23 protein-coding genes are annotated in these 22,889 nt (G+C 67.1%); 12 read left to right on the top strand and 11 right to left on the bottom strand.

Features of this window, described 5'->3' with window-relative positions; translation table 11 throughout:
• The coding region (hemE, locus tag AC30QB_RS06065) for a uroporphyrinogen decarboxylase (protein ID WP_489545292.1) at positions 1–821 on the bottom strand (821 nt) is incomplete at its 3' end.
• A 243-nt stretch (positions 822–1,064) separates the two neighbouring features.
• On the opposite strand from hemE, the gene cysK reads away from it, so the two are divergent.
• The 4 genes from cysK (at position 1,065) to creC (ending at position 6,090) form a co-directional block, all read left to right on the top strand.
• Complete coding sequence (gene cysK, locus AC30QB_RS06060; RefSeq protein ID WP_489545291.1) at positions 1,065–1,985, top strand: cysteine synthase A; 921 nt, start codon at positions 1,065–1,067, stop codon at positions 1,983–1,985.
• A gap of 88 nt (positions 1,986–2,073) precedes the next feature.
• On the top strand, positions 2,074–2,790 hold the full coding sequence (gene creB, locus AC30QB_RS06055) for a two-component system response regulator CreB (protein WP_489545290.1): 717 nt from the start codon (positions 2,074–2,076) through the stop codon (positions 2,788–2,790).
• Positions 2,791–2,873: 83 nt separating this feature from the next.
• Entirely contained in the window at positions 2,874–4,607 is a 1,734-nt protein-coding gene (locus tag AC30QB_RS06050; RefSeq protein WP_489545289.1) for a diguanylate cyclase domain-containing protein, read from the top strand.
• A 52-nt stretch (positions 4,608–4,659) separates the two neighbouring features.
• The gene (gene creC, locus AC30QB_RS06045) at positions 4,660–6,090 is read left to right on the top strand and encodes a two-component system sensor histidine kinase CreC (protein ID WP_489545288.1); all 1,431 of its coding nucleotides are present in this window, start codon (positions 4,660–4,662) and stop codon (positions 6,088–6,090) included.
• 2 nt (positions 6,091–6,092) lie between these two features.
• Here creC and AC30QB_RS06040 read toward each other — a convergent pair whose 3' ends face one another.
• The gene (locus tag AC30QB_RS06040; protein ID WP_489545287.1) at positions 6,093–6,314 is read right to left on the bottom strand and encodes a DUF1161 domain-containing protein; all 222 of its coding nucleotides are present in this window, start codon (positions 6,312–6,314) and stop codon (positions 6,093–6,095) included.
• Positions 6,315–6,478: 164 nt separating this feature from the next.
• On the opposite strand from AC30QB_RS06040, the gene AC30QB_RS06035 reads away from it, so the two are divergent.
• From AC30QB_RS06035 to AC30QB_RS06020, 4 genes are read left to right on the top strand one after another with little or no spacing between them, the layout of a single operon-like run.
• A complete protein-coding gene (locus AC30QB_RS06035) occupies positions 6,479–8,572 on the top strand; it encodes a VIT and vWA domain-containing protein (protein WP_489545286.1) in 2,094 nt (697 codons plus the stop codon).
• Positions 8,573–8,576: 4 nt separating this feature from the next.
• A complete protein-coding gene (gene xrtQ / locus AC30QB_RS06030) occupies positions 8,577–9,416 on the top strand; it encodes an exosortase Q (RefSeq protein WP_489545285.1) in 840 nt (279 codons plus the stop codon).
• Positions 9,403–9,930 (top strand): hypothetical protein, encoded by a 528-nt coding sequence (locus AC30QB_RS06025; protein ID WP_489545284.1) that lies wholly within the window; start codon positions 9,403–9,405, stop codon positions 9,928–9,930. Before xrtQ ends, AC30QB_RS06025 begins: the two co-directional genes overlap by 14 nt.
• Entirely contained in the window at positions 9,927–11,228 is a 1,302-nt protein-coding gene (locus AC30QB_RS06020; RefSeq protein WP_489545283.1) for a biosynthetic peptidoglycan transglycosylase, read from the top strand. The genes AC30QB_RS06025 and AC30QB_RS06020 overlap by 4 nt, the downstream gene beginning before the upstream one ends.
• Here the strand turns inward: AC30QB_RS06020 and AC30QB_RS06015 are convergent.
• Positions 11,179–11,967 carry a hypothetical protein gene (locus tag AC30QB_RS06015; RefSeq protein ID WP_489545282.1) on the bottom strand — a complete coding sequence of 263 codons (789 nt, stop codon included), beginning with the start codon at positions 11,965–11,967 and terminating at the stop codon, positions 11,179–11,181. The two genes, AC30QB_RS06020 and AC30QB_RS06015, sit on opposite strands and share 50 nt — an antisense overlap.
• 94 nt (positions 11,968–12,061) lie before the next feature.
• Between AC30QB_RS06015 and AC30QB_RS06010 the strand changes: the two genes are divergently transcribed.
• Genes AC30QB_RS06010 through AC30QB_RS05995 form a run of 4 tightly spaced genes read left to right on the top strand, consistent with a single transcriptional unit; the run spans position 12,062 to position 14,678 of the window.
• Positions 12,062–12,670: a LemA family protein gene (locus AC30QB_RS06010; protein ID WP_489545281.1), complete on the top strand. Its 609-nt coding sequence runs from the start codon at positions 12,062–12,064 to the stop codon at positions 12,668–12,670.
• A 9-nt stretch (positions 12,671–12,679) separates the two neighbouring features.
• Positions 12,680–13,564: a TPM domain-containing protein gene (locus tag AC30QB_RS06005; protein WP_489545280.1), complete on the top strand. Its 885-nt coding sequence runs from the start codon at positions 12,680–12,682 to the stop codon at positions 13,562–13,564.
• A 1-nt stretch (position 13,565) separates the two neighbouring features.
• Complete coding sequence (locus AC30QB_RS06000) at positions 13,566–14,072, top strand: TPM domain-containing protein (protein ID WP_489545279.1); 507 nt, start codon at positions 13,566–13,568, stop codon at positions 14,070–14,072.
• 30 nt (positions 14,073–14,102) lie between these two features.
• Positions 14,103–14,678, top strand: coding sequence for a DUF3617 domain-containing protein (locus AC30QB_RS05995; RefSeq protein ID WP_489545278.1), 576 nt, complete (start codon positions 14,103–14,105; stop codon positions 14,676–14,678).
• Here AC30QB_RS05995 and AC30QB_RS05990 read toward each other — a convergent pair.
• The 8 genes from AC30QB_RS05990 to AC30QB_RS05955 all read right to left on the bottom strand — a co-directional run.
• Positions 14,675–15,841: a Gfo/Idh/MocA family protein gene (locus tag AC30QB_RS05990; RefSeq protein ID WP_489545277.1), complete on the bottom strand. Its 1,167-nt coding sequence runs from the start codon at positions 15,839–15,841 to the stop codon at positions 14,675–14,677. The two genes, AC30QB_RS05995 and AC30QB_RS05990, sit on opposite strands and share 4 nt — an antisense overlap.
• Entirely contained in the window at positions 15,838–16,854 is a 1,017-nt protein-coding gene (locus tag AC30QB_RS05985; protein ID WP_489545276.1) for a sugar phosphate isomerase/epimerase family protein, read from the bottom strand. Before AC30QB_RS05985 ends, AC30QB_RS05990 begins: the two co-directional genes overlap by 4 nt.
• A 171-nt stretch (positions 16,855–17,025) precedes the next feature.
• A complete protein-coding gene (locus tag AC30QB_RS05980; protein ID WP_489545275.1) occupies positions 17,026–17,991 on the bottom strand; it encodes a substrate-binding domain-containing protein in 966 nt (321 codons plus the stop codon).
• Between the two features lie 79 nt (positions 17,992–18,070).
• Positions 18,071–19,066, bottom strand: a complete 996-nt coding sequence (locus tag AC30QB_RS05975; protein WP_489545274.1) for an ABC transporter permease — start codon at positions 19,064–19,066, stop codon at positions 18,071–18,073.
• A complete protein-coding gene (locus AC30QB_RS05970) occupies positions 19,047–20,531 on the bottom strand; it encodes a sugar ABC transporter ATP-binding protein (protein WP_489545273.1) in 1,485 nt (494 codons plus the stop codon). The genes AC30QB_RS05975 and AC30QB_RS05970 overlap by 20 nt, the downstream gene beginning before the upstream one ends.
• The gene (locus AC30QB_RS05965; protein ID WP_489545272.1) at positions 20,528–21,730 is read right to left on the bottom strand and encodes an ROK family protein; all 1,203 of its coding nucleotides are present in this window, start codon (positions 21,728–21,730) and stop codon (positions 20,528–20,530) included. Before AC30QB_RS05965 ends, AC30QB_RS05970 begins: the two co-directional genes overlap by 4 nt.
• Positions 21,731–21,968: 238 nt before the next feature.
• The gene (locus AC30QB_RS05960) at positions 21,969–22,385 is read right to left on the bottom strand and encodes a F0F1 ATP synthase subunit epsilon (RefSeq protein WP_489545271.1); all 417 of its coding nucleotides are present in this window, start codon (positions 22,383–22,385) and stop codon (positions 21,969–21,971) included.
• Positions 22,386–22,394: 9 nt separating this feature from the next.
• Positions 22,395–22,889: ATP synthase beta subunit C-terminal domain-containing protein (locus tag AC30QB_RS05955; protein WP_489545270.1), on the bottom strand; the 495-nt coding region annotated here is incomplete at its 5' end.

Genomic DNA, 22,889 nt, shown 5'->3' with positions numbered 1-22,889 from the left:
GCTGGGGCGGCGTGCTGGCCGACGGCGCCTTCCAGACCTTCAGCCTCGACTACACGCGCCGCGTGCTGGCCCTTGGTGAACACGAGGTGCGGAATGCGCTGCCCGTTGTGCTCGCGCTTCACCTGGGCCAGCACGCGACGGGTGTAGTCGAGGCTGAAGGTCTGGAAGGCGCCGTCGGCCAGCACGCCGCCCCAGCTGTCGAAAATCATCACCGCCTGCGCGCCGGCCTCGATCTGCGCATTGAGGTAGGCGGCCACGGCATCGGCGTTCACCTTCAGCATGCGGTGCATCAGGTCGGGTCGGCTGTACAGCATGGTCTTGACCAGGCGGTAATCGTCGGAACCCGCGCCCTCGACCATGTAGCAGGCGAGCGTCCAGGGGCTGCCCGAGAAACCGATCAGCGGCACGCGGCCGTTGAGCGCCTTGCGGATGGAGGTGACGGCGTCGAACACATAGCGCAGCTTGGCCATGTCGGGCACTTCGAGCTTGGCCACCGCCGCCTCGTCGCGCACTGGCGAGGCGAACTTGGGGCCTTCGCCCAGCGCAAAGCTCAGGCCCAGGCCCATGGCGTCGGGTACGGTGAGGATGTCGCTGAACAGAATCGCGGCGTCGAGCTTGTAGCGCTCCAGTGGCTGCAGGGTGACTTCGGTGGCGTAGTCGGTGTTGGTGGCCAGACGCATGAAGCTGCCCGCCTGGGCGCGCGTGGCGCGGTACTCGGGCAGGTAGCGGCCGGCTTGGCGCATCAGCCACACGGGCGTGTGGTCGGTGGGCTGGCGCAGGCAAGCGCGCAGAAAGCTGTCGTTTTGGAGGGGAGCAAACATGGAGGAATTATGGCCCGCGCCTCATAGGGCCCGACCCGCACGACAACTCTGGGTCGGCGCCAGGGGCCGGGCCTTTTGGACGCAAAGAGCGCCAAGGGAAGACGCAAAGTTCGCAAAGAAGCGCTTCGCTTTGCGTTCTTGCTCTCTCTCTTCCTTTGCGACCTTTGCGTCAACTCTCGTATTTCCAGGCCCTGCCCAGGCACCAGCGCCCATAATTTGTGCTCCCTCTTTCAGGAGATCGGCATGCTCGCTCAGAACGTCTTGCAAACCATCGGCAATACGCCGCACATCCGCATCAACCGCTTGTTCGGCAGCACACACAGCGTGTACGTGAAGAGCGAGCGCTCCAACCCAGGCGGGTCGATCAAGGACCGAATTGCGCTGTCAATGGTCGAGGCCGCCGAACAAAGTGGCGCGCTCAAGACCGGCGGCACCATCATCGAGCCCACCTCCGGCAACACCGGCGTGGGCCTGGCAATGGTGGCAGCGGTGAAGGGCTACAAGCTCGTACTGGTGATGCCCGAAAGCATGAGCGTCGAGCGCCGCCGGCTGATGCTGGCCTATGGTGCGAGCTTCGTACTCACCCCGCGCGAAAAGGGCATGAACGGCGCGATCGCCAAGGCCACCGAGCTGGTGGCGGCGACCCCTGGCGCATGGATGCCGCAGCAGTTCGACAACGCGGCCAACATCGACGTGCACATGCGCACCACCGCCCAAGAGATCGCGGCCGATTTCCCAAGCGGCATCGAGGCGCTGATCACGGGCGTGGGCACCGGCGGCCACATCACCGGCTGTGCCAAGGTGCTCAAGGCCATGTGGCCCAAGCTGAAGGTATTTGCGGTGGAGCCCAGTGCTTCGCCCGTCATCAGCGGTGGCAAGCCCAGCCCGCACCCGATCCAAGGCATAGGCGCGGGCTTCATCCCGAAGAACCTGCACACCGACCTGCTCGACGGTGTGATCCAGGTCGAGGCCGAAGCGGCCCGCGAGTACGCCCGCCGCTCGGCGCGAGAAGAGGGCCTGCTGGTGGGCATCTCTTCGGGGGCCACGCTGGCCGCCATCGCGCAGAAGCTGCCCGACCTGCCCAAGGGCGCGACGGTGCTGGGCTTCAACTACGACACCGGCGAGCGCTACCTCTCCATCGAAGGCTTCCTGCCTGCTGAATGACAGCCCCTCGCTCAACGGTGTCGTTGAACGCTCCCCCGACGGGATGCCGCCCGGCGCTCGGTGGGCTCACTTCGCGCACCGCTGACAAATGAAACCACGCGTCCTGATCGTCGAAGACGAGCCCGGCATCGCCGACACACTGCAGTACGCACTGCGCACCGACGGCTTCGAGCCCGCGTGGGTCGCCACCGGCGAAGAAGCGCTGGCGCAGGTGCGCGCCCAAGCTCCGGCGTTGGTCATTCTCGACGTGGGCCTGCCTGACGCCAGCGGCTTTGAAGTGTTCAAGAGACTGCGCGAGTTCAGCGACGTGCCGGTGGTCTTTCTCACCGCCCGCAGCGACGAGATAGACCGCGTGGTTGGCCTGGAGCTGGGTGCCGATGACTACGTCGCCAAGCCGTTTTCGCCGCGAGAGCTGGTGGCGCGCGTGCGCTCCATCTTGCGCCGTGCCAGCAAACCGGCGGCGGTGGTTGCCCCGGCGGCAGCGCTTGCCGCCAAGCCCCTGGTGGTGGATGAAGGCAAGCGCCAGATCCGCTATTACGGCAGCCTGCTGGAGCTGTCGCGTTACGAGTTCGGCCTGCTGCAGACCCTGGCTTCGCGCCCCGGCCATGTGTTCAGCCGTGACGCATTGCTCGAACGCGTGTGGGACGACGCCACCGAGAGCCTGGACCGCACCGTCGATGCCCATGTGAAAACCCTGCGCGCCAAGATGAAGCTGGTGGCGCCGCAGCTGGAGCCCATCCGCACGCACCGCGGCAGCGGCTACGCACTTGTGGAAGATTTGCCACCAACGCCTATCTCTTCCTAAGGAATCGGGCGAGGGCGTCGATATCCCTGCAGACGAGGCGCATGTCGTGCCTTGACCAGGCCCGTGCGGGGCCGCTTCTGCCCATGCGCCACGTTCTGCTTCGCGTCTTTGCCTGCTTGGCCATGCTCATCTGGGCGCTACCGGCCGCGCATGCACAGGCCGTGGCATCGCGCATCGACCTGTGGCCTCGGGTCACCACCTTCAGCGACCCGAGCCACCGCATGGGCTGGCAAGAGGTTGCCGCCTTGTCCAAGCAGTTTCAGGTGCCTCAAGGGCCTTACGGCAATCTCGGCCCGCGCAACGAGACCGTGTGGCTGCACATCCCGCTGCAAGGGCCCGCTGCCGCACGTGACGGCCAGTGGTGGTTGTCCATCGACTATCCACCGCTCGACGTGGCCGAGCTGCATGTGTTGTCTGACGGCCAGATCGTGCAGCACGCCCTCATGGGCGACCACTTGCTGATGCGAGATCGCCCTGCTCCGACCAGCATGCACGTGGCACCGCTGTCGTTGGAGCCCGGGCGCCCCTATGAGCTGCTGATTCGCGTGCGCAGCATCAGCGCGAGCGCACTCATCGCGCCGGTGGTTCTGCTCAACACCTCCGCGCTGGTGCAACACCAGTCGCTGGTCGAGCTGCTGCAGGGGCTGGCCCTGGGTTTCGGTCTGTGCTTGATCTGCTTCACCGCCGCGCGCGCGCTGGTCACGCGCGAGCTCATGTATGCGTGGTTTGCGTTGGCCAGTGTCAGCACCACCTTGTTCTTCCCGGCCTACTTCGGCGTTGCCACTCAGTACCTGTGGCCCGAGAACCGGTGGCTTACTCAGAACGCACCCGCCTTGCTGATGCTGCTGATACTGGCCTTCGGCACACTCTTCGTCATCCGCTCGCTCGACGTGCCGCGCTACAGCCGCTGGGGTGGCCGGGCCATGCACGCCGTGGCTGGCTTGTCGCTGCTCGCAGCCGTGCTGTTCGTGCTGGGCGCCATTGACTATCGCCAGGCTTCGCAGGTGTCGGCCGTGCTCGGCGCCCTGCCCATGCTGCTGGCCTTGCCGGTGGCGTTCAAGCGTGCGCGCGAAGGCGACCGTGCAGCGATATGGGCATTCGTGGGCTGGGGCGTCTACGGCGTGGGCGTGGCCAGCATGCTCATGCTCAGCGCGGGCAAGTTGGGTGCATGGGGCTGGGCGCAAGGCCTTTACCAGGTGTGCGCCATTCTGGAAACCATCGCTTGGATGATGGTGTTGGGCGTGCGCGCCAAAGAGATGCAACTCGCCGGTGAGTACGCCAAGCGTGAACACGCACGCGTGCTGCAGATCGCTCAGACCGACCCGCTCACCGGCCTGCTCAACCGCCGCGGCCTGCAGTTGGGCCTGCCGCTCTTGGCGCAGGCGTCGAACACCGACAGCCTGACAGCCGTCTACCTGCTCGACCTCGACGGCTTCAAGCCCATCAACGACACCCACGGCCACGACGCCGGCGACGAGCTGCTCGCGCAAATGGGTGCACGCTTGAAGCAGGCGGTGCGCGCAGGTGACCTGGTGGCGCGCCTGGGGGGTGACGAGTTCGTCGTGGTGGCCTCGCAGCTGCGCGGCGAAGCCGAAGTGGAGCAAGTGGGGCAAAAGCTGCTGGCCTGCTCGGCCAGGCTCTTCACGCTGTCACGTGCCCAGTGCCGTGTCGGCATGACCGTGGGCTATGCCATCGCCCCGCTCGACGGCACCGACGGCGACGCGCTGCTGCGCCGTGCCGACGCCGCGATGTACGGCGGCAAGCAAGCGGGCAAGAACAGCGTGCGCCGCGCCAGCGAGGCCCTGGCCACGGCCTGATCCTGCCGGGGCCTTGGAGCGGCCGCGCGCCGACTCCATAAGATGCGGCCTCATGACCAAGCGCAACCGCATCTTCATCGGCATCTTGCTCGCCTATGTGCTGGGTGTCGGCTGGCTGATGTACCGCCAGCTCGAAGAGATCGACCCACGCTACCGCGAGTCGGCCGAAGAGTCGCTGGTAGAGACAGCGCAACTGCTGGCCACGCTGATCGAAGGCGTGTCGCGCGATGGCACGCTGCAGGCTGATGCGCTGGGCCCGGTGTTTCAGGCGCTGTATGCACGGCGCTTCAAGGCCAACATTTACGGCTTCGAGAAAACGCGGGTCGAGCTGCGGCTGACGGTGGTCGACCGCGGAGGCACGGTTGTTTTTGACTCCACCAACCGCTCGCTGGGGGCCGATCACTCACAGTGGCGCGACGTGCGCCTGGCGCTGAGCGGCGAGTATGGCGCGCGCACCTCGCCCGATGTCGACAACAACGCGCGCACCTCCGTGATGTACGTGGCCGCGCCCATACGCGTGGCCGATCAGATCATCGGCGCGGTGAGCGTGGGCAAGCCTGTCCAGAGCTTCGGCCAGTTCGTGCAGGCGGCGCGGCGCAAGACGCTGCTGGTGGGCACGACCTCGGTGGCGGCGTTGATCCTGTTCGTGGTGATTCTCTCGGTGTGGCTGGTGCGGCCCTTCGGCGTTTTTGCCGACTACGTGCGCTATGCGCGTGCGCAGCGGTCGTTCAACCTGCCGCGCCTTACCCGGCGTGCGCTGAGCGCTTTTCGCGCCGCCTTCGATGAGATGCGCGACGCGCTGGCCGGGCGCAACTATGTGGCCGACTATGTGCAGACGCTCACCCACGAAGTGAAGAGCCCGCTGTCGGCCATACGCGGCGCAGCCGAGCTGCTGCAAGAGCCCATGCCCGATGCCGACCGCGCGCGCTTCGCCGCCAACATCGTCCGCGAGGCGCAGCGCATACAGGAGCTGGTCGACCGCATGATGGAGCTCACCGCGCTGGAGTCGCGCCGCAGCCTGGAGGCCACCACGCGGGTGGGGCTGCGGCCCTTGCTGCTGGAGCTGGCGGCGAGTGCGCGCCCCACGGCCGAAGCGCGCGGGCTGCACATCGTGGTGACCGATGCGCCGGACGATGCCACGGTCGAGGCCGACGCCTTCTTGCTTCAGCGGGCCATGGCCAACCTGATCGACAACGCGCTCGATTTTTCACCGGCGGGCGGCACGGTCACCCTCGGTCTGCTGCGTCGCCGCCGCGCGGTCGACCTCACTGTGCGCGACCACGGGCCGGGCATTCCCGACTACGCCGAAGACAAGGTGTTCGAGAAGTTCTACTCGCTGGCGCGGCCGCTGACGCACAAGAAGAGCACCGGTCTCGGCTTGCCCTTCGTGAAAGAGATTGCCGAGCTGCACGAGGGGCGCGTCACGCTGCGCAATGCCAGTGATGGGGGTGCCGTAGCCACCTTGTCGTTACCGCTGAACTGAGCTCACTTCTTCTCGTAAACAATCTTCTTGCTGCCACCATCGCAGCTGCCCACCACCTTGCGCTCGCCCACCGCGTCGGTCGCCACGATCTCCAGCGTGTAGCCGGTGACGCTCTTGGCATCGAGCTTGGCGGCGATTTCGGTCTTGAGTTCTTCGCAGGCCTTGGCCGCCAGGGCAGGGGTGGTGGCGGCGAGCAAGACACAAGACAGGGCGAATGCTTTCATGGGTGACTCCGGGTTGAAGAAGCCGCAAGTATCGGCTCGACAAGCCCCCTTCACGCAGGCTTCACAAAGCGCCCGTCAGGCTTCAAACCCGCTTCGCATGCGCGGCTGATCCTTGGGTTCATGCCCACCACATCGGTGGCGCTGTTGCCTCGGAGAAGACTGTCATGCCCCGCCCGCTCATCCCTTTACACCCGCTCAGCCGCACTGGCCGCGTGATGTGGTGCATTGCGCTGTCACTGTTCTCAGTGGTGCTGATGCTGTTCTGGTCGCCCGCTCGTGCTGACGATTCCGAGGCCCGCGCTGCCGAGAGCCCCTACTTCGCCGTCAACAGCAGCGAGCCTGGCACCGACCGCCTGCCGCTCAAGTCGACCCAGGTCGACGTGCGCATCGCCGGCGTGATCGCCGATGTGACGGTCACGCAGCACTACCGCAACGAAGGCCAACGGCCCATCGAGGCGCGCTATCTCTTCCCGGCCTCCACCCAAGCGGCCGTCTACGCCATGAGCGTGCGGCTGGGCGACCGCTTGCTCACGGCGCGCATCAAGGAGAAGCAGCAAGCGCGCATCGAGTACCAGGCCGCGAAGAAGGAAGGCAAGACGGCGGCCCTGCTGGAGCAGCAGCGCCCCAATGTGTTCGAGATGAACGTGGCCAACATCTTGCCGGGCGACGACGTGGCGGTGGAGCTGCGCTACACCGAGCTGCTCGTGCCGCGTGATGCGCAATACGGTTTCGTCTTTCCCACCGTGGTGGGGCCGCGCTACAACAGCCCCACGGGCTCTGGCGCTGGCTCGGGCGCTGGCTCTGGCGCCGGCTCTGGCGCAATTGGCGGCACTTACCTGAACGCCGGTGAGCCCTCGGCCACCAGCTTTGCCATTCGCGTGACGCTGGACACACCGGTGCCGGTGAAAGAGATTGCCTCGCCTACGCACGAGGTGGTGGTTGACGGCACTGGCACGCAACACGCCGCGGTGTCGCTGAAGCCGCTCGACCAAACTTCAAGCACGCTGGCCCACAACCGCGACTTCATCCTGAACTACCGCCTCGCGGGCGACCGCATCGAGTCGGGCCTGATGCTGTTTCGTGGCGAGACAGAGAACTTCTTTCTCGCCATGGTCGAGCCGCCCAAGGCCGTGCCGGCCCAGCAGATCAACCCGCGCGACTACGTCTTCGTGGTCGACATCTCGGGCTCCATGCACGGCTACCCGCTCGAAACCTCGAAGGCGCTCTTGCGCAACCTGATCGGCGGCTTGCGCGCCAGCGACACCTTCAACGTGATGCTGTTTTCGGGCAGCAACCGCATGCTCGCGCCGGCCTCGGTGCCGGCCACCCGCGCCAACATCGAGCAGGCCATCAAAACCATCAATGCCATGGGTGGCAGCGGCAGCACCGAGATCGTGCCGGCGCTCAAGCGCATCGTCGCGCTGCCCAAGGCCGACGACGTGTCGCGCACGGTGGTGGTGGTGACCGACGGCTACGTGAGCGTCGAGGCCGAGGTGTTCCAGCTGATACGCCAAAACCTCAACCAGGCCAATGTGTTCGCCTTCGGCATCGGCAGCAGCGTCAACCGCCACCTGATCGAAGGCATAGCGCGTGCGGGCCAGGGCGAGGCCTTCGTCGTCACCAAGCCCGACCAGGCGGCCGAGCAAGCCGATCGCCTGCGCAAGATCATCGAAGCGCCGGTGCTCACGCAGGTGAAAGCGCGTTTCGAGGGGCTTGATGTGTATGACGTGGAGCCCGCGCAGCTACCCGACGTGCTGGGCGGCCGCCCGGTGATGGTGTTTGGCAAGTGGCGCGGCGACAGCACGATGCCGATCAACGGCAAGCTCGTCATCGAAGGCCGCGCGGCCGACGGGCAGTACCGTCACGAGCTCACCACCGAGGGGCGCGAAGACCAGCGTTCGTCTGCACTGCGCCACCTGTGGGCGCGCCAGCGCATCGCCACGCTGAGTGACCAAGAAGCACTGGAAGGCGGCAGCACGCAAAAGAGCGCCATCACCCAGCTGGGCCTGAGCTACAGCCTGCTCACGCAGTACACCAGCTTCATCGCCGTGGACCAGCGCGTGCGCAACCCCAACCCGGCGCTCAGCCCCAGTGTCGACCAGCCGTCGCCTCTGCCGGAAGGCATGACAGATTTGGCAGCAGCGGCTGCCATCGGTGCCGAAGTGCCCAGCACGCCCGAGCCGGCGGCATGGCTGTCGCTGCTGATCGTGATCGGTGTGGTGGTGGCCACCCTGTGGGCACGCAAGGACAGGAGCTGAAGCGATGAGCACCGTGATCACCACCCACCCTGTCGGCCGCTGGCAAGCTCGCCTCGATGCAGTGCCACCGCTCGGCTGGCTCGCGCTGCAGGCGGCTGCGCTGTGGCCGCACTGGCGCTGGGCTGCGGCGCGCGTGGCCGATGGCTCCGACGACCCCTTGGGTCTGGCCGCCATGGTCGCCCTGGGGGCGCTGGTGTTCGCACTGGAGCCGCGCCTGCGCGGCCAACCCAAGCCCGGCTGGGCGATGGCTGCCCTGGGCGCGATGGTGGCCGCCACGCTCGCCTTGTTCACCCTGCCGCCGCTGGTCGGTGCATTGTTCGCCTCGCTCGCCATGGCCGCCGGCCTGCGCGCCTTCATGCCGTCGGGCCAGCCCATGCTGCCGATGGCCGGGCTCGCGGTGCTGGCGCTGCCGGTGGTGTCGTCGCTGCAGTTCTACGCTGGCTATCCGCTGCGCGTGGTGACCGCACAGCTCAGCACCTGGGGCCTGCAAGCTGCCGGCTTCGCGGCCGAGCGCAGTGGCACGGCCATGCAGGTGCAAGGCCACCTCGTCATCGTGGATGCGCCGTGCTCGGGAGTGCAGATGGTGTGGATGGCGTACTTCTGTGCCTGCATCGCAGCCGCCGTGTGCGGCCTGCGCGACCGTCAACTGCTGGCGCGCCTGCCCTGGGTGGGCGTGCTGGTGCTCACCGGCAACGTGCTGCGCAACAGCGTGCTCGTGGCCATGGAGGCGCAGCAGGAGCGAGTTTCTGACGCCGCGCACCAGGGCATCGGCCTGCTCGTGCTGGTATTGGTTTGCGTGGGCGTGATGGCCGTGGTGGGTGGAGGCCGCGATGCGCGCGCTTGAAGGCCGAGCCGCCAAGCTGCTGCTGGCGAGCGTGTTCGCCGCCTGCGGGCTCGCGCCCCTGGCCCAGCCCCCGGCAAGCGCGGGCGCCCCGGCCACGACCGCTGTCGAGTGGCCCACCGCATGGGAAGGCCACGCCCTGCGCCCGCTCGCGATGAGTGCCGTGGAGCTGCGTTTTGCGGCGCGCTTCCCCGGCCACATCGCGCGCCTGACCGATGGCGAGCAAGTGCTCGTGCTGCGCGAGGTGCGCCAGCCCACCCGCATGCTGCACCCGGCCGCCGACTGCTACCGCGGCCTGGGCTACACCATCTTGCAGGCGCAGCTGGAGCGCGACGCCGGGCAACGGCTGTGGCGCTGCTTTGTTGCTGAGCGCGAGGGCCGCCACACCCGTGTGTGCGAGCGCATCGTCGATGCGCAGGGCCAGGCCTACACCGACGCATCAAGCTGGTTCTGGGCGGCGCAGCTTGGGCAATCCACCGGCCCCTGGCGAGCGATCACCACGGCGAGGGCGATGTGAAGACCTGGGTCAAGGCGCTGCTCGGTTTGCTGCTGGGCTTGTCGATCAGCGTGGTGCTGGCAGTGTGGCTGGTGCTGCGCGCACTCAAGCCGGCACCGGGCGAATGGACTCACACCGTGCAGCTGGGCCGGTGGCCTCTGGAGCTGAGCGTGCCGGCGGTGCTGCACATCGCGAGCCACCCCTTCATGCTGCGCCTGCTCGAAGGCCGCACGCTGCGCACACCTTATGGGCCGGTGCAGTGGCAAGCCGTGGCCGCACCCAACACCTGGCGCGCCGTGTGCGCGCCTTGCAGTTTTAAGAAGGGCGAGCTGAGCCCGGAGGCGATACGCCTGTCGCGTGTGGAGCTGACCGTCGTGCCCGACATGGAGATGCGGCTGCAAGGAAGCTTCGCGCTCGGCGACGCGCCACACGCCCTGCAGGGGCGCTGGGCATCGCGCATCGAGAAGCAGCAGATCACGCTCAGCTTCACCGTGGCCGACGAGCCGGTGGCACGCGCCTTTGCGCTGTTCCGCACCGACATTCCCGAGTTCGGCCGCGCGCAGATCGAGGGGCGCATCAGTGCCAAGGCGCAATGGGTGCTGCCGTCAAATGAGTTCACCCTCAAGCCGCGCATAGACGGCCTGCGTGTGAGCGGCCTCGGCACCGAAGCCTTGCTCAATGCCCAGCCTGCTTGTGGTGACGCCACGCAGGCGTCAACCGATTTCGGCACCTGGCTGCCGCGCGCCGTGATTGCCGCCGAAGACCAGCGCTACTACGAGCACCCGGGCTACGACCTGGCCGAGATCGTGGCGGCGTGGTCGACGCACCAGCGGTCCGGCGAGGTGCTGCATGGCGCGAGCGCCTTGCCGCAGCAGTTGGCCAAGCTCGTCTACACCGGCGACAGCCGCAGCCACGGGCGCAAGCTGCGCGAGCTGCTGTATGCGGTGGAGATCGACCGCACACTGGGCAAGGCGCGCGCGCTGAACCTGTACCTCGCCATGGCGCCCTGGGGCGATGGGCAATGCGGCGCACAGGCCGCGGCGCAGCACTACCTGCGCAAGACTGCTGATCAGTTGTCGCCGGTGCAGGCGGTGTGGCTGGCCACGCTGCTGCACAACCCCGACCGCGAGCTGGCGCAGCTGGCACGCAACGGCCAGGTCAACACCGAGCGCATGGCTTGGGTGGCTGACCAGCTGCGGCCGGTGTCGCGGCGAGAGCGGGATCAGCTACGCCAGGCCGTTTCGCGCTGGTCACCGCCACGCGAGGCGCTCACAGCCGCGTTGGGGGTGGCGGCGTCTCAGGCAGCGGCTGGCCGCTGAGCCATTGGGTGGCGAGGTCGGCCACACGCCCTGTTTGCGCGGCCGCCCACACCACCTCGGGCGGTACCACGCGCGTGCCCGGGGGTGAGGCAGGCAGCTGCGCCGCGAGTTGTGCGGCGAACTGCGCCACCTTCTGCGCGCGCACGGGTTGATCGCGCTGCGGCACCATCATTTGCAGCTGCGACAGCATCCAGTGCGCGAGGCGCTGGGCGGGGTGCGTGTGCTTCATCTGGCCCGGCGCCTGCGCCGAGCGCATGAACACCAGGTGCTCGAAGCCGAGGGTGGCCACGGTGTGTTCGTCCAGGCTGGCCAGCCCTCGCTTCAGTGCGTCGGGCAGGCTGGCCGGCGCGTGCGGCAGCACCACCAGAAGGTGGCGCACGCCGCGCGCATGCAGCCAGCGGGCGAGGGCCGGCAGGCTGTCGGGGTGGGGCTTGAAGAAAGCCTCTTCGCGCCCGTTGGCGCCGCGCTGGCGGTCGAACACCACGAGTGCCGTGGTCTCGGTGTCGTGCGCGGGTGCCCCGCCTTCCCACAGCACGGGGTGCAGGCCGCGCAAGGCCGTCTGCACCGGCTGCGTGACCAGCACGCTCACCTGCGCGAAATGGCGTTCGCCCAGCAGATGCTCCAGCAAGGCCGAGCCCAGAGCGCCCCCGCCGCCGGCCACCAGCACGCGGGGGCCCGCGGCGCGGCGGTGTGGGGTGGGCGCGTGGCCGGCGCGCAGGGCTTCCTGGATGAGCGACATGGGCGTGAAGTATCTCCCTGCCCCTTGAATTTCGACGCCATCGCCACATTTCAGCCGCGGGGTAGCATGCGCTGCCCATCTTGGAGGACACACAATGATTCGCAGACTCTGGCTCGCCGCTTTCGCCCTTACCGCTGCGCTCGGCCTCGCCGGCTGTGGCTACAACGACTTCCAGCGGCTCGACGAGCAGACCAAGGCCGCCTGGTCCGAGGTGCTCAACCAGTACCAACGCCGCGCCGATCTCATTCCCAACATCGTGGCCACCGTCAAGGGCGAAGCCAGCTTCGAGCAAGACACGCTCACCAAGGTGGTGGAGGCGCGGGCCAAGGCCACCAGCATCCAGGTGACCCCCGAAACGCTCAACGACCCCGCCGCCTTCGACAAGTTTCAAAAGGCGCAGGGCGAGCTGAGCGGTGCGCTGAGCCGTTTGCTCGTCGTCACCGAGAACTACCCCAACCTGAAGGCCAATGCCGGCTTTCAAGATCTGCGTGTGCAGCTCGAAGGCACCGAGAACCGCATCACCGTGGCGCGCAACCGCTACATCAAGGCCGTGGCCGAGTACAACGTGCTGGCGCGCAGCTTCCCCACCAACCTCACCGGCAAGATGTTTGGCTACCCGCCCAAGCCCAGCTTCACGGTGCAGAACGAAGCGCAGATCTCCACGCCGCCCGCCGTCAATTTCGACAAGCCGGCTGCGAAGTAAGCCCGCGTGATGCGTTGGCTTCTGCTCCTGCTGGCGGCGCTGTGGATGGCGCCGCTGCAAGCGCAAGACGTGCGGCCCGTGCCGGCGCTGTCGGGCCGCGTGGTCGACCAGACCAGCACGCTCACCCCGGCGCAGGTACAGGCGCTCAGCAGCAAGCTCGACACCATCGAACGCGAGCGCGGCTCGCAGCTGGTGGTGCTGCTGGTGTCCACCACGCAGCCTGAAGACATCGCCGCCTACGCGCAGCGTGTGGGCGAGGCCTGGAAGGTCGGCCGCAAGGGCGTGGGCGATGGCCTGCTGATCGTGGTGGCCAAGGAAGACCGCAAGGTGCGCATCGAAGTGGCCAAGGCGCTCGAAGGCGCCATCCCCGACTTGGCGGCCAAGCAGATCATCACCGACCGCATCACGCCGGCCTTTCGCGCCGGTGACTACGCCGGTGGTTTGAATGCGGCGGTCGACCGCCTGGCCGAGCGCATAGGCAGCGAAGGCCTGCCAGAGCCCACCAACCGCCCCACCGCCCAACGCAAGCGCTCGGGTTTCAACCTCGAAGACATGGGCATTTTCTTCTTCGTGGCGGTGCCCATCCTGGGGGCGGTGCTCACCGGCATGTTGGGCCGCAAGTTGGGCTCGGTGCTGACGGCCGGCGCCGCCGGCGGCATAGGCTGGCTCGTCACGACCAGTGCGTTGATCGCGGCCGGTGCCGGGCTGGCGACGCTGGTGCTGGTGGGCGTGTTGGGTGTCGGCTCGCGCCGCAGTGGAGGTGGCGGCATGCCCATCATCTGGGGCGGCGGGGGAGGCGGTGGTTCTTCTGGCGGCGGCTCGTCGGGTGGCGGTGGTTTCAGCTCCGGCGGCGGTGGTGATTTCGGCGGCGGTGGCGCCTCGGGAGGCTGGTGATATGAACCGATGGCTGCGCATCCTCAAACACCGTCGGCTGGACGAAGCCGATGCGCGGCGTGCGCTCGGCGCTGGCGCGCTGCAGCGGCTGCAAGAGCGCGTGGCCGCGAGCGAGCGGCAGCACAGCGGCGAGATCCGCATCTGCGTGGAGGCCGGCCTGCCGCTGTCCTACCTGTGGCGGGGTGCCACGGCGCGGCAGCGCGCCGTCGCCATGTTCGGCAAGCTGCGCGTGTGGGACACCGAGCACAACAGCGGCGTGCTCATCTACCTGCTGCTGGCCGAGCACAGCATCGAGATCGTGGCCGATCGCGGTTTGAACCAGCATGTGGGTGCGGCGCAGTGGCACTCGCTCACGGCCAGTATGGCGGCGGCCTTCAAGGCGGGTGACTACGAAGGTGGCCTGAACGCGGCGCTCGATTCCGTGAGCGCGCTGCTGAACCAGCATTTCGCCTTGGCCGCACATCAGGCAAATCCCAATGAGCTGCCCGATGCACCTGTGATCCAGTAGACCCCTGCACTTCTCGTTCTGGAGAACCCGATGACAACCGCTCTGCTCTTACGCGCGCTTCCCCTGGCAGCACTGGTACTTCTGGCTGCCACCGCGCAAGCCCAGACCACCCCGCCCATCAGGCCCGGCCTGTGGCAAGTGCAAAGTGAGCGCATGAGCGACGGCAAGAAGGCACCCGACCTCGGCGAGCAGCTGAAGACCATGTCGCCGGCCATGCGCCAGCGCATGGAAGCCAGCATGAAGCAGCACGGCATCGACATGAGCGGCCCGCCCGGGCAGATGAAGATGTGCCAGACCAAAGAGTCGCTCGACCAAGGCAAGTGGCAGGGCGAACAAAGCGCCTGCAAGACCGACTTCACCACCCGCAGCGGCAGTGTGTGGAAGTGGAAATCCACCTGCAGCCAGCCGCCCTCGGTGACCGAGGGCGAGGCCGTGTTCACGGGCTCCGAGAGCTACACGGTGACGAGCGCCACCACCATGTCAATGAAGGGCCAGAACCACACCACCAGCATGACGATCAAGGCCAAGTGGCTGGGCGCTGATTGCGGTGACCTCAAGCCGCTGAAGCTGCCGGCCATGCCGGCAAGCCGGCCCGCCCGGCCCTAGCCAGCCATCGCGACCCAGCTGCTGCCGCTTGCGGCTGATGCGATCACGCGCTCGATGAAACGCACGCCGCGAGCGCCGTCGGCGAGCGTGGGGTAGTCGGCGTGCAGCGGGTCGGCGGCCACGCGGGCCTGTCGTGCGCGGATGTCGGCCGCCACACCCAGGTAGATGTTGGCAAAGGCCTCAATGAAGGCCTCGGGGTGGCCCGAGGGCAGGCGCGTGGCGTGCTTTGCCGATTCGCTCAAGCCAGGTGAGCCGCGCGTGAGGATGCGCCGCGCACCGTCGATTGGCGAGTGCACCAGGTGGTTGGGGTCTTCCTGCCGCCAGTCGAGCGAGCCGAGGCTGCCGAACACGCGCAGGCGGATGTCGTTCTCACAGCCGGTCTCTACCTGCGAGGCCATCAGCACACCGCGCGCGCCGTTGGTGAAGCGCAGCAGCATGTTGGCGTCGTCGTCTAGCCGGCGGCCGGGGATGAAGGCGGTGAGGTCGGCGCACAGGCTTTCGATGGTGAGGCCAGTGACGGTGCTGAGCAGGTTCTCGGCATGCGTGCCCACGTCGGCCAGTGCGCCGCCGGGGCCGTTGCGCGCCGGGTCGGTGCGCCAGGCGCCGCTGGTGTCACCGGTCTGTAGCTGCGGCGCGAGCCAGCCCTGGTGGTACTCGACGATGACCTTGTGGATGGGGCCGATGGCGCCGGCCTTCACCATCTCGCGTGCCTCGCGCACCATGGGGTAGCCGGTGTAGTTGTGCGTCACGCCGAACACCGTGCCGGCGTGTGCGACGGCTTGCAGCAGGTCTTGCGCCTGTGCGCTGGTGTGCACCAGCGGCTTGTCGCACACCACATGGATGCCAGCTTCGGTGAAGGCCTTGGCCACCGGGTAATGCAGGTCGTTGGGCGTGACGATGGAAACGAAGTTGATGCGCTCGTGCGCCGGGCGCTTCAGCTCGTCGGCCAGCAGGGCCTGCCAGCTCGCGTGGTTGCGTGCGTCGGGCAGGCCGAGGTCGCGGCCCGAGGCGAGTGCCTTGTCGGGTTGCGACGAGAGCGCGGCCGACACCAGCTGCATCTGGCCGTCGAGCGCCATGGCTTGGCGGTGCACGCTGCCGATGAAGGCGCCGCGGCCACCGCCGACCATGGCGTAGCGCAGGGCAGGTTGGTAAGAGGCTGTCATGTGGCGGGGTGCTGTTTCTTGGCGAAGGCGGCATCGAAGGCGCCGGCCGCCGGTTTGAAATCGAGCCGCCTGCAGAAGGCGGCACTCTCGGTGGCGCCGTGGAGGCGGTCCATGCGGCTGTCTTCCCACTCCACGCTGAGCGGGCCAGCGTAGCCGATGTCATTGAGCGCGACGATGAGCGATTCGAAGTCGATCATGCCGCGACCCACGCTGCGAAAGTCCCAGTGGCGGCGTGCATCGCCGAAGCTGGTGTGGCCGCCGAACACGCCCACGCTGCCGTCGCCTTTGCCCCACCACACGTCTTTCATGTGGGCGTTGTAGATGCGGTCGGGGAAGCGGCGTATGAACTGGATGTAGTCGACACCTTGGTAGGCCAGGTGGCTGGGGTCGAAGTTGAAGCCGAAGCGTCGGTGGTGCTTCACCGCTTCCAGCGCTCGCTCGCTGCTGGCGATGTCGAAGGCGATCTCGGTGGGGTGCACCTCGAGCGCGAAGTTCACGTCGTGCAACTCGAAGGCGGCCAGGATAGGCGCCCAGCGCGCGGCGAAGTCGGCGAACCCTTTGTCCCAGTAAGCCTGTGAGGTGGGTGGGAAGGCATAGACCGCGTGCCAGATCGACGAGCCGGTGAAGCCGGTGACTGTTTTCACGCCGAAGGCAGCGGCCGCACGCGCGGTGTCTTGCATCTCACGGGCCGCGCGGCGGCGCACGCCTTCGGGGTCGCCGTCGCCCCACACATGGTCGGGCAAGATGGCTTCGTGCCGCTCGTCGATCAGGTCGCACACCGCCTGGCCCACCAGGTGGTTGGCGATGGCAAAGCACTGCAGACCGGCGTCGGCCAGCTGGTCGCGCTTGCGCTTCACGTAGGCCGGATCGGCCAGCGCCTGCTGCACGTTGAAGTGGTCACCGCCGCAGGCCAGCTCCAGGCCGTCGTAGCCCATGCGCTTGGCCAGCGGCGCCAGCTCGGCAAGGGGCAGGTCGGCCCATTGGCCGGTGAAGAGGGTGATGGGTCTTGCCATGTGGAACTCCTTGGGCAAGTGAAGAGGGCGAGGTGTGGTGATCGCGTATCCCCCACCGCTCAGGCTGAGGTATCGAAGCCCGGCACAGCCTGAGCGGGCCTTCGATACCTCAGGCTGAGCGGGTGGTGGTGGGGCGCGGGCGTGCTTTTCAGGCCCGCGCCCGTCGCGACCTTAAAACGGCGAGTCAGGGAAGTAGAACTGCTTGGCGTTTTCCTTGGTGATCAACACCGAAGGAATGATGGTCGTGGCGGGCAGCTTCTCGTTCTTCAGGCGCGCTTCGGCGGTCAGCTTGATGGCGTCGTAGATGAACTTGGGCGAGTACGACACGTTGGCCTGAATGCGCGGGTCGGCGCCGTCCATCAGCGTCTTGACCATGCCCTTGGCACCGGCGCCACCGAAGACGACCTTGATGTCGCTGCGCTTGGCCTGGTCGATGGCCTTCAACACGCCCACCGCCATGTCGTCGTCTGCCGCCCACACCGCGTCGATGTGCTTGAAGCGGGTGAGGTAGTCCTGCATGACCTTGAAGGCGTCGTCGCGGTTCCAGTTGGCGTACTTGGCATCGAGCAGCTTGATGTCGGGGTAGGCCTTCAGCACGCCGTTGAAGGCGTCCATGCGCTCGTTGTCCAGCGTGGTGGCGATGCCGCGCATGGCGACCACGTTGCCCTTGCCGCCCATGGCCTTGGCCAGGTACTCGGCCGGGATCTTGCCGAAGGCGGTGTTGTCGCCGGCCACGTAGGCGTCTTGCGCGCTGGTGTCGGTGAGGCCGCGGTCGACCACTGTCACGTACACACCCTTGCCCTTGACCTGGGCCACCGGCTTGGTGAGTGCGGCCGACTCGAAGGGAAACACCACCAGCGCGTTGATCTTGTTGGCCGTGACGAGGTCTTGCAGCTGGTTGGCCTGCTCGCCCGCGTTGGCGGCGGTCTTGACCGTGATCTTCAGGTCGGGGTATTTCTTCTCCAGCTCTTTCTTGGCCTCGTTGGCCCACCAGACGATGCCACCGGTGAAGCCGTGCGTGGCCGCCGGAATGGCGACGCCGAGGTTGACCTTGTTCTGCGCCATCGCGCCCGATGCAAAGCTGAGCGCGCCGGCCGCGGTGGCGGCAATGGCGAGCAAGCGAACAGCAAATTTCATGGTTGTCTCCGTTATGAGTAAGTAAGAAATGCAGCTTGTGGCCGCGGCTGGGGGACTGAATGGGTTGGGCGTGCAGGCTTCATCGCTGTCGCCTTTGCATGAAGGCCACGACGATGATCACGAAGCCCTGCACCGCCGCGTTGAGGTACACGCTGATGATGCTGGTGAGGTTCAAGATGTTGCTGATGACCGAGAGCAGCACGGCACCGACCACGGTGCCGGTGATGCTGCCGGCGCCGCCCTTGAGCGCCGTGCCGCCGACGATCACCGCAGCAATGGCTTCCAGTTCCCACAAGAGGCCGGTGGTGGGCGACGCCGACCCGAGGCGTGGCACGTAGAGCAGGGTGGCAATGCCCACGCACACGCCGAGTAGCATGTAGGTGATGACCTTGATGCGGTCGACGTCGACCGCGGCATAGCGCGCCACCTGTTCGTTGGAGCCTATGGCCTGCACGTAGCGGCCGTAGGCGGTGCGGTTCAGGATGAGCCCGCCCAGCAGCGCCACGCCTGCGAACACCCACACGGGCACTGGCACGCCCAGCAAGCTCGCGTAGTAGACGGGGCCGTAGGCATCGGCCAGGGTGTTGTCGAGCGTGATCGCCCCGCCGTTGGAGAAGTAGGTGAGGTAGGCGCGGAAGATGCCCAGCGTGCCCAGCGTCACGATGAAAGGCTCGATGCGGCCCTTGGTGATGAGCAGCCCGTGCGCCAGGCCAAAGAGCGCGCCCAGCACGAGTGCGAAGCCCATGCCCAGCACGACCACCCACACCGGCGAGCTCACCGACGCTGCGATGGCGTTCATGAAAAGGATCACGCAGCCGGCGATCAGCGCGGCCATTGAGCCCACCGACAGGTCGATGCCGCCCGAGATGATCACGAAGCACATGCCCACCGCGATGATGCCGATGAAGGCGGTGCGGGTGAGCAGGTTCGTCGCGTTGTCGAGCGTGGCGAAATCGCTGTTGAGTAGCGTGCCGGCGATGCACAGCAGCACCAGCCCGACGATGGGGCCTAGGCCGTGCAGGCGCGCGTGCCAGGGGGCGTGGGTGCGGGCCACGTCAGTGCGTTCCGGTGGCATGGGCGATGAGCTCCTCTTCGGTCAGGTGGGTGGCGTCTAGCGTGGCCTGCAGGCGGCCGGCGCGCATCACCACCACGCGGTGGCACAGGCCGATCAACTCCATCAGCTCGGACGAGATGACGATCACCGCCCGGCCTTCTTGGGCCAGGCGCTGGACCAGGAAATAGATGTCGCGTTTGGCGCCGACGTCGACGCCGCGAGTGGGTTCGTCCAGCACCACCACGCGCGGGTCGGGGTGCAGCACCTTGGCCAGTGCAAGCTTCTGCTGGTTGCCGCCCGAGAGCGACGAGGCCGGCGCATTCAGATTGCCGGTGCGGATGCCGAAGGCCTCGACGGCGTGCTGCAGGGCCCGCTGCTCGGCGGCGGGCCGCAGCCAGGGCTTGGCATAGCGGGCGAGCGCCATCAGGGTCAGGTTTTCGCGCAGGCCCAAGCGCACATGCAGGCCCTTGCCCTTGCGGTCTTCGCTCAGGTAGGTGAGGCCATGGTCAGCGGCTTCTCGCGGGCTGCGAAGGCGCACCGGCGCGCCGCCGATCAGCACGTCGCCGCTGCAGGGGCGCAGGCCCAGCAGGCCTTCAAACAACTCGGTGCGACCCGCGCCGACCAGCCCCGCGAAGCCCAGAATCTCGCCTGGGCGCACTTCGAAGCTGATGTCTTGGGCCCAGCCCGGCACGCTGAGGCCGCGTGCTTGCAGCAACGGTGCCACACCTTCGCGCGGAGCTTCCTTGGGCGGGAAGAGGTCGCTCAATTCACGGCCCACCATCAGCTGCGCCATCTGCTGGCGGGTGAGCTTGGTGGTGGTTTCGCGTGCAACGAAGCGGCCGTCGCGCATCACCACCACCTCGTCGGTCACGCGCTCCACCTCGTCGAGCTTGTGCGAGATGTAGAGGATGGTCACGCCATCGGCCTTCAGCTGCGCCACCAGCGCGAACAGGCGCTCGGTCTCGCCGGGCGTGAGCGTAGCGGTGGGCTCGTCCATGATCAGCAGGCGGGCCTTGCGTTCCAGCGCACGCGCGATCTCCACCAGCTGCTTCTCGGCGACGATGAGCTGCTTGACCAGCGTGTCGGGGTGGGCGCTCAAGCCCACCTGCTGCAGCACGCGCACCGACTCGGCACGCATGGCCTGGTCGTCCAGCAGCCAGCCGCGCTTGCGCTCATGGCCCAGGAAGATGTTTTGCGCGATCGTCAGGTCGTCGGCGAGATTGAACTCTTGGTGGATGAGCACAATGCCTTCGGCCTCTGCCGCGCGCGAGCCGGCAAAGCTGCGCGCCTGGCCGTTGATGCGCATCTCGCCGCCGCTGGCCTGCTCGTAGCCGGACAGGATTTTCATCAGTGTCGACTTGCCCGCACCGTTTTCGCCGAGCAGGCCGATGACGCGGCCGGGCTCGATCGCGAAGCTCACACCGTGCAGCACCTGCACCGGGCCGAAGGCCTTGTGCAGGTCGACGAATTCGACGGCCACGCTCATGGAATGACACCACGTGTTTTCATCGTCTCGTGCATGGCGAGCACGCCCGCGCCGATGACGCCCGCTTGTTCACCCAGCGGCGTGTACTGAATCTCCAGGTGCCGGGTCGACAACGCGAGTGAGCGGTGATAGATGCTCTGCCGCAGTGAGGCGAGGAACAGCGGCCCGATGCGCGTGACCCCACCGCCGATGAACACGTGCGAAGGGTTGAAGAAGTTGACGATGCTTGCGAGCATCTGGCCGATGAGCGTGCCGGCGCGCTGGATGATGGCGTTGGAAGCCGCATCGCCTGCGCGGCTGGCCTGTGCCACATCGCCTGGAGTGATGGTGCCGCGCTCGGCCAGCACGGCAGCGAGCATGGGGCTCTCGCCAGAGCGCGCCGCCTCGGTGGCTTGCGCGGCGATGGCCGGACCAGCGGCCATCGCCTCCACGCAGCCCAGGTTGCCGCAAGTGCAGCGCGGCCCGTGCGGGTCGACGCAGATGTGACCCACGTCGCCGGCCGAGCCATTTGCGCCGCGGTACACCTCGCCATGGCACACGATGCCGCAGCCGATGCCGGTGCCGATCTTGATCACGAGAAAGTTCTGCAGGCCGCGCTGCAAGCGCCACAGTTCGCCCAGCGCCATCAGGTTGACGTCGTTGTCGACGAAGACGGGTGCGCTGTAGTCGGCGCGCAAGTCGTCGCGGATGGAAAAGCTGTCCCACTCGGGCATGAGCGGCGGGTTGACGAGCTGACCGGTCTCGAAGTCCACCGGCCCGGGCACGCCGATGCCGATGGCGATGACGTCGCGTGCTGAGCGGCCGCATTGCGTGAGAAGCTCGGCCATCAGCGCGCGCACGCGTGACAGCACCAGGCCAGGGCCGCGGCGCACATCGGCGGTTTCGCGGTGGCTGGCCAGCACGCGCAGGTCGGGTGTGAGCACCGCCACTTCGAGGCCGGTGGCGCCGAGGTCGGCACCCAGCAGCACGCCCAGGCCGTGGTGCAGGCGCAGGGTTTCGGGGCGGCGTCCGCCCGAGGAGCTTTGCAGGCCGGCTTCTTCGAGCAGACCCTGGTCGAGCAAGCCGGCCACGGTGGCGTTGGCCCGCGTCTTGGAAAAGGAGGCCCGGTTGGCGAGAGCGTCACGCGAAAGCCCGCCGCACCAGAACACGTTGTCCAGCACGGTCAGCTCGCTGCCCGATAGTTCGGCCCAAGGGCTCACGCTTGTCTCCTGGCGGCCGTCTGATGCGGCTCGATCGCGGGATGCTAGGCGCCCGACTTCCGACAGGCAAGATCGATCTTCGACCTGACTCGGGTCAAGTGTGAGGAAACCCGTGACCCAGGCCTTACGCCGCCGTGAATAAGGGACCCCGGGCGTGCAGCAAAAAGCCCGCAGCGGCGAGGCAGGTGCGGGCTTTGATTTGCTCGGCGCAAAAGGCCGAAACGCGGGAGAGGCTGCGTTACTTTTTCATGAAGCGGCGCAGGGCGGCCACCTGGGCGGCCAGGGCCACCAACTCGTTCTGGATCTTGGCCTGGTCGAGCTCGCTCTTGGCGTTCTTCAAAGCTTCTTCGGCAAGCTTCTGGGCTTCTAGGGCTTTGGCTTCGTCCAGGTCTTTGCCGCGAATGGCGGTGTCGGCCAGCACGGTGACCGTGCCCGGCTGCACTTCGAGAATGCCACCGGCCACGAACACGAACTCTTCCTGGTCGTTGTCAGCGCGCAAGATGCGCACCGCACCGGGCTTGATGCGGGTGATCAAGGGCGTGTGTCGCGGGTAGATCCCGAGCTCGCCCAGTTCACCCGGCAAAGCGACGAACTTCGCTTCGCCGGAGAAGATGCTCTCTTCGGCGGAGACGACGTCTACGTGCAGGGTTGCCATGTGTGTTCCTTATTGGATCTTCTTGGCCTTTTCGAAGGCCTCGTCGATCGTGCCGACCATGTAGAAGGCCTGCTCGGGCAGCGAGTCGCACTCGCCGGCCACGATCATCTTGAAGCCGCGGATGGTTTCCTTTAGCGGCACGTACTTGCCGGGCGTGCCGGTGAAGACCTCGGCGACGTGGAAAGGCTGGGACAGGAAGCGCTGGATCTTGCGCGCGCGCGACACGGCCAACTTATCGTCGGGTGAGAGCTCGTCCATGCCCAGAATGGCGATGATGTCGCGCAGTTCCTTGTAGCGCTGTAGCGTCTGCTGGACCCGGCGCGTGCAGTTGTAGTGCTCTTCGCCGATGACGTTCGGGTCGATCTGGCGCGATGTGGAATCGAGCGGGTCGACCGACGGATAGATGCCAAGCGAAGCGATGTCGCGCGACAGCACGACGGTGGCGTCCAGGTGGCCGAAGGTCGTGGCGGGCGACGGGTCGGTCAAGTCGTCGGCCGGCACATA

It is taken from the genome of Rhizobacter sp. (assembly GCF_046595475.1).
Classification (GTDB): domain Bacteria; phylum Pseudomonadota; class Gammaproteobacteria; order Burkholderiales; family Burkholderiaceae_C; genus Rhizobacter.
This window is presented reverse-complemented; position numbering and strand designations above follow the sequence as displayed.

Coding starts and splice junctions, on each gene's coding strand:
- cysK (WP_489545291.1), top strand. CDS start 1,065: ATGCTCGCTCAGAACGTCTTGCAAACCATCGGCAATACGCCGCACATC.
- creB (WP_489545290.1), top strand. CDS start 2,074: ATGAAACCACGCGTCCTGATCGTCGAAGACGAGCCCGGCATCGCCGAC.
- AC30QB_RS06050 (WP_489545289.1), top strand. CDS start 2,874: ATGCGCCACGTTCTGCTTCGCGTCTTTGCCTGCTTGGCCATGCTCATC.
- creC (WP_489545288.1), top strand. CDS start 4,660: ATGACCAAGCGCAACCGCATCTTCATCGGCATCTTGCTCGCCTATGTG.
- AC30QB_RS06040 (WP_489545287.1), bottom strand. CDS start 6,314: ATGAAAGCATTCGCCCTGTCTTGTGTCTTGCTCGCCGCCACCACCCCT.
- AC30QB_RS06035 (WP_489545286.1), top strand. CDS start 6,479: ATGCCCCGCCCGCTCATCCCTTTACACCCGCTCAGCCGCACTGGCCGC.
- xrtQ (WP_489545285.1), top strand. CDS start 8,577: ATGAGCACCGTGATCACCACCCACCCTGTCGGCCGCTGGCAAGCTCGC.
- AC30QB_RS06025 (WP_489545284.1), top strand. CDS start 9,403: ATGCGCGCGCTTGAAGGCCGAGCCGCCAAGCTGCTGCTGGCGAGCGTG.
- AC30QB_RS06015 (WP_489545282.1), bottom strand. CDS start 11,967: ATGTCGCTCATCCAGGAAGCCCTGCGCGCCGGCCACGCGCCCACCCCA.
- AC30QB_RS06010 (WP_489545281.1), top strand. CDS start 12,062: ATGATTCGCAGACTCTGGCTCGCCGCTTTCGCCCTTACCGCTGCGCTC.
- AC30QB_RS06005 (WP_489545280.1), top strand. CDS start 12,680: ATGCGTTGGCTTCTGCTCCTGCTGGCGGCGCTGTGGATGGCGCCGCTG.
- AC30QB_RS06000 (WP_489545279.1), top strand. CDS start 13,566: ATGAACCGATGGCTGCGCATCCTCAAACACCGTCGGCTGGACGAAGCC.
- AC30QB_RS05995 (WP_489545278.1), top strand. CDS start 14,103: ATGACAACCGCTCTGCTCTTACGCGCGCTTCCCCTGGCAGCACTGGTA.
- AC30QB_RS05990 (WP_489545277.1), bottom strand. CDS start 15,841: ATGACAGCCTCTTACCAACCTGCCCTGCGCTACGCCATGGTCGGCGGT.
- AC30QB_RS05985 (WP_489545276.1), bottom strand. CDS start 16,854: ATGGCAAGACCCATCACCCTCTTCACCGGCCAATGGGCCGACCTGCCC.
- AC30QB_RS05980 (WP_489545275.1), bottom strand. CDS start 17,991: ATGAAATTTGCTGTTCGCTTGCTCGCCATTGCCGCCACCGCGGCCGGC.
- AC30QB_RS05975 (WP_489545274.1), bottom strand. CDS start 19,066: ATGCCACCGGAACGCACTGACGTGGCCCGCACCCACGCCCCCTGGCAC.
- AC30QB_RS05970 (WP_489545273.1), bottom strand. CDS start 20,531: ATGAGCGTGGCCGTCGAATTCGTCGACCTGCACAAGGCCTTCGGCCCG.
- AC30QB_RS05960 (WP_489545271.1), bottom strand. CDS start 22,385: ATGGCAACCCTGCACGTAGACGTCGTCTCCGCCGAAGAGAGCATCTTC.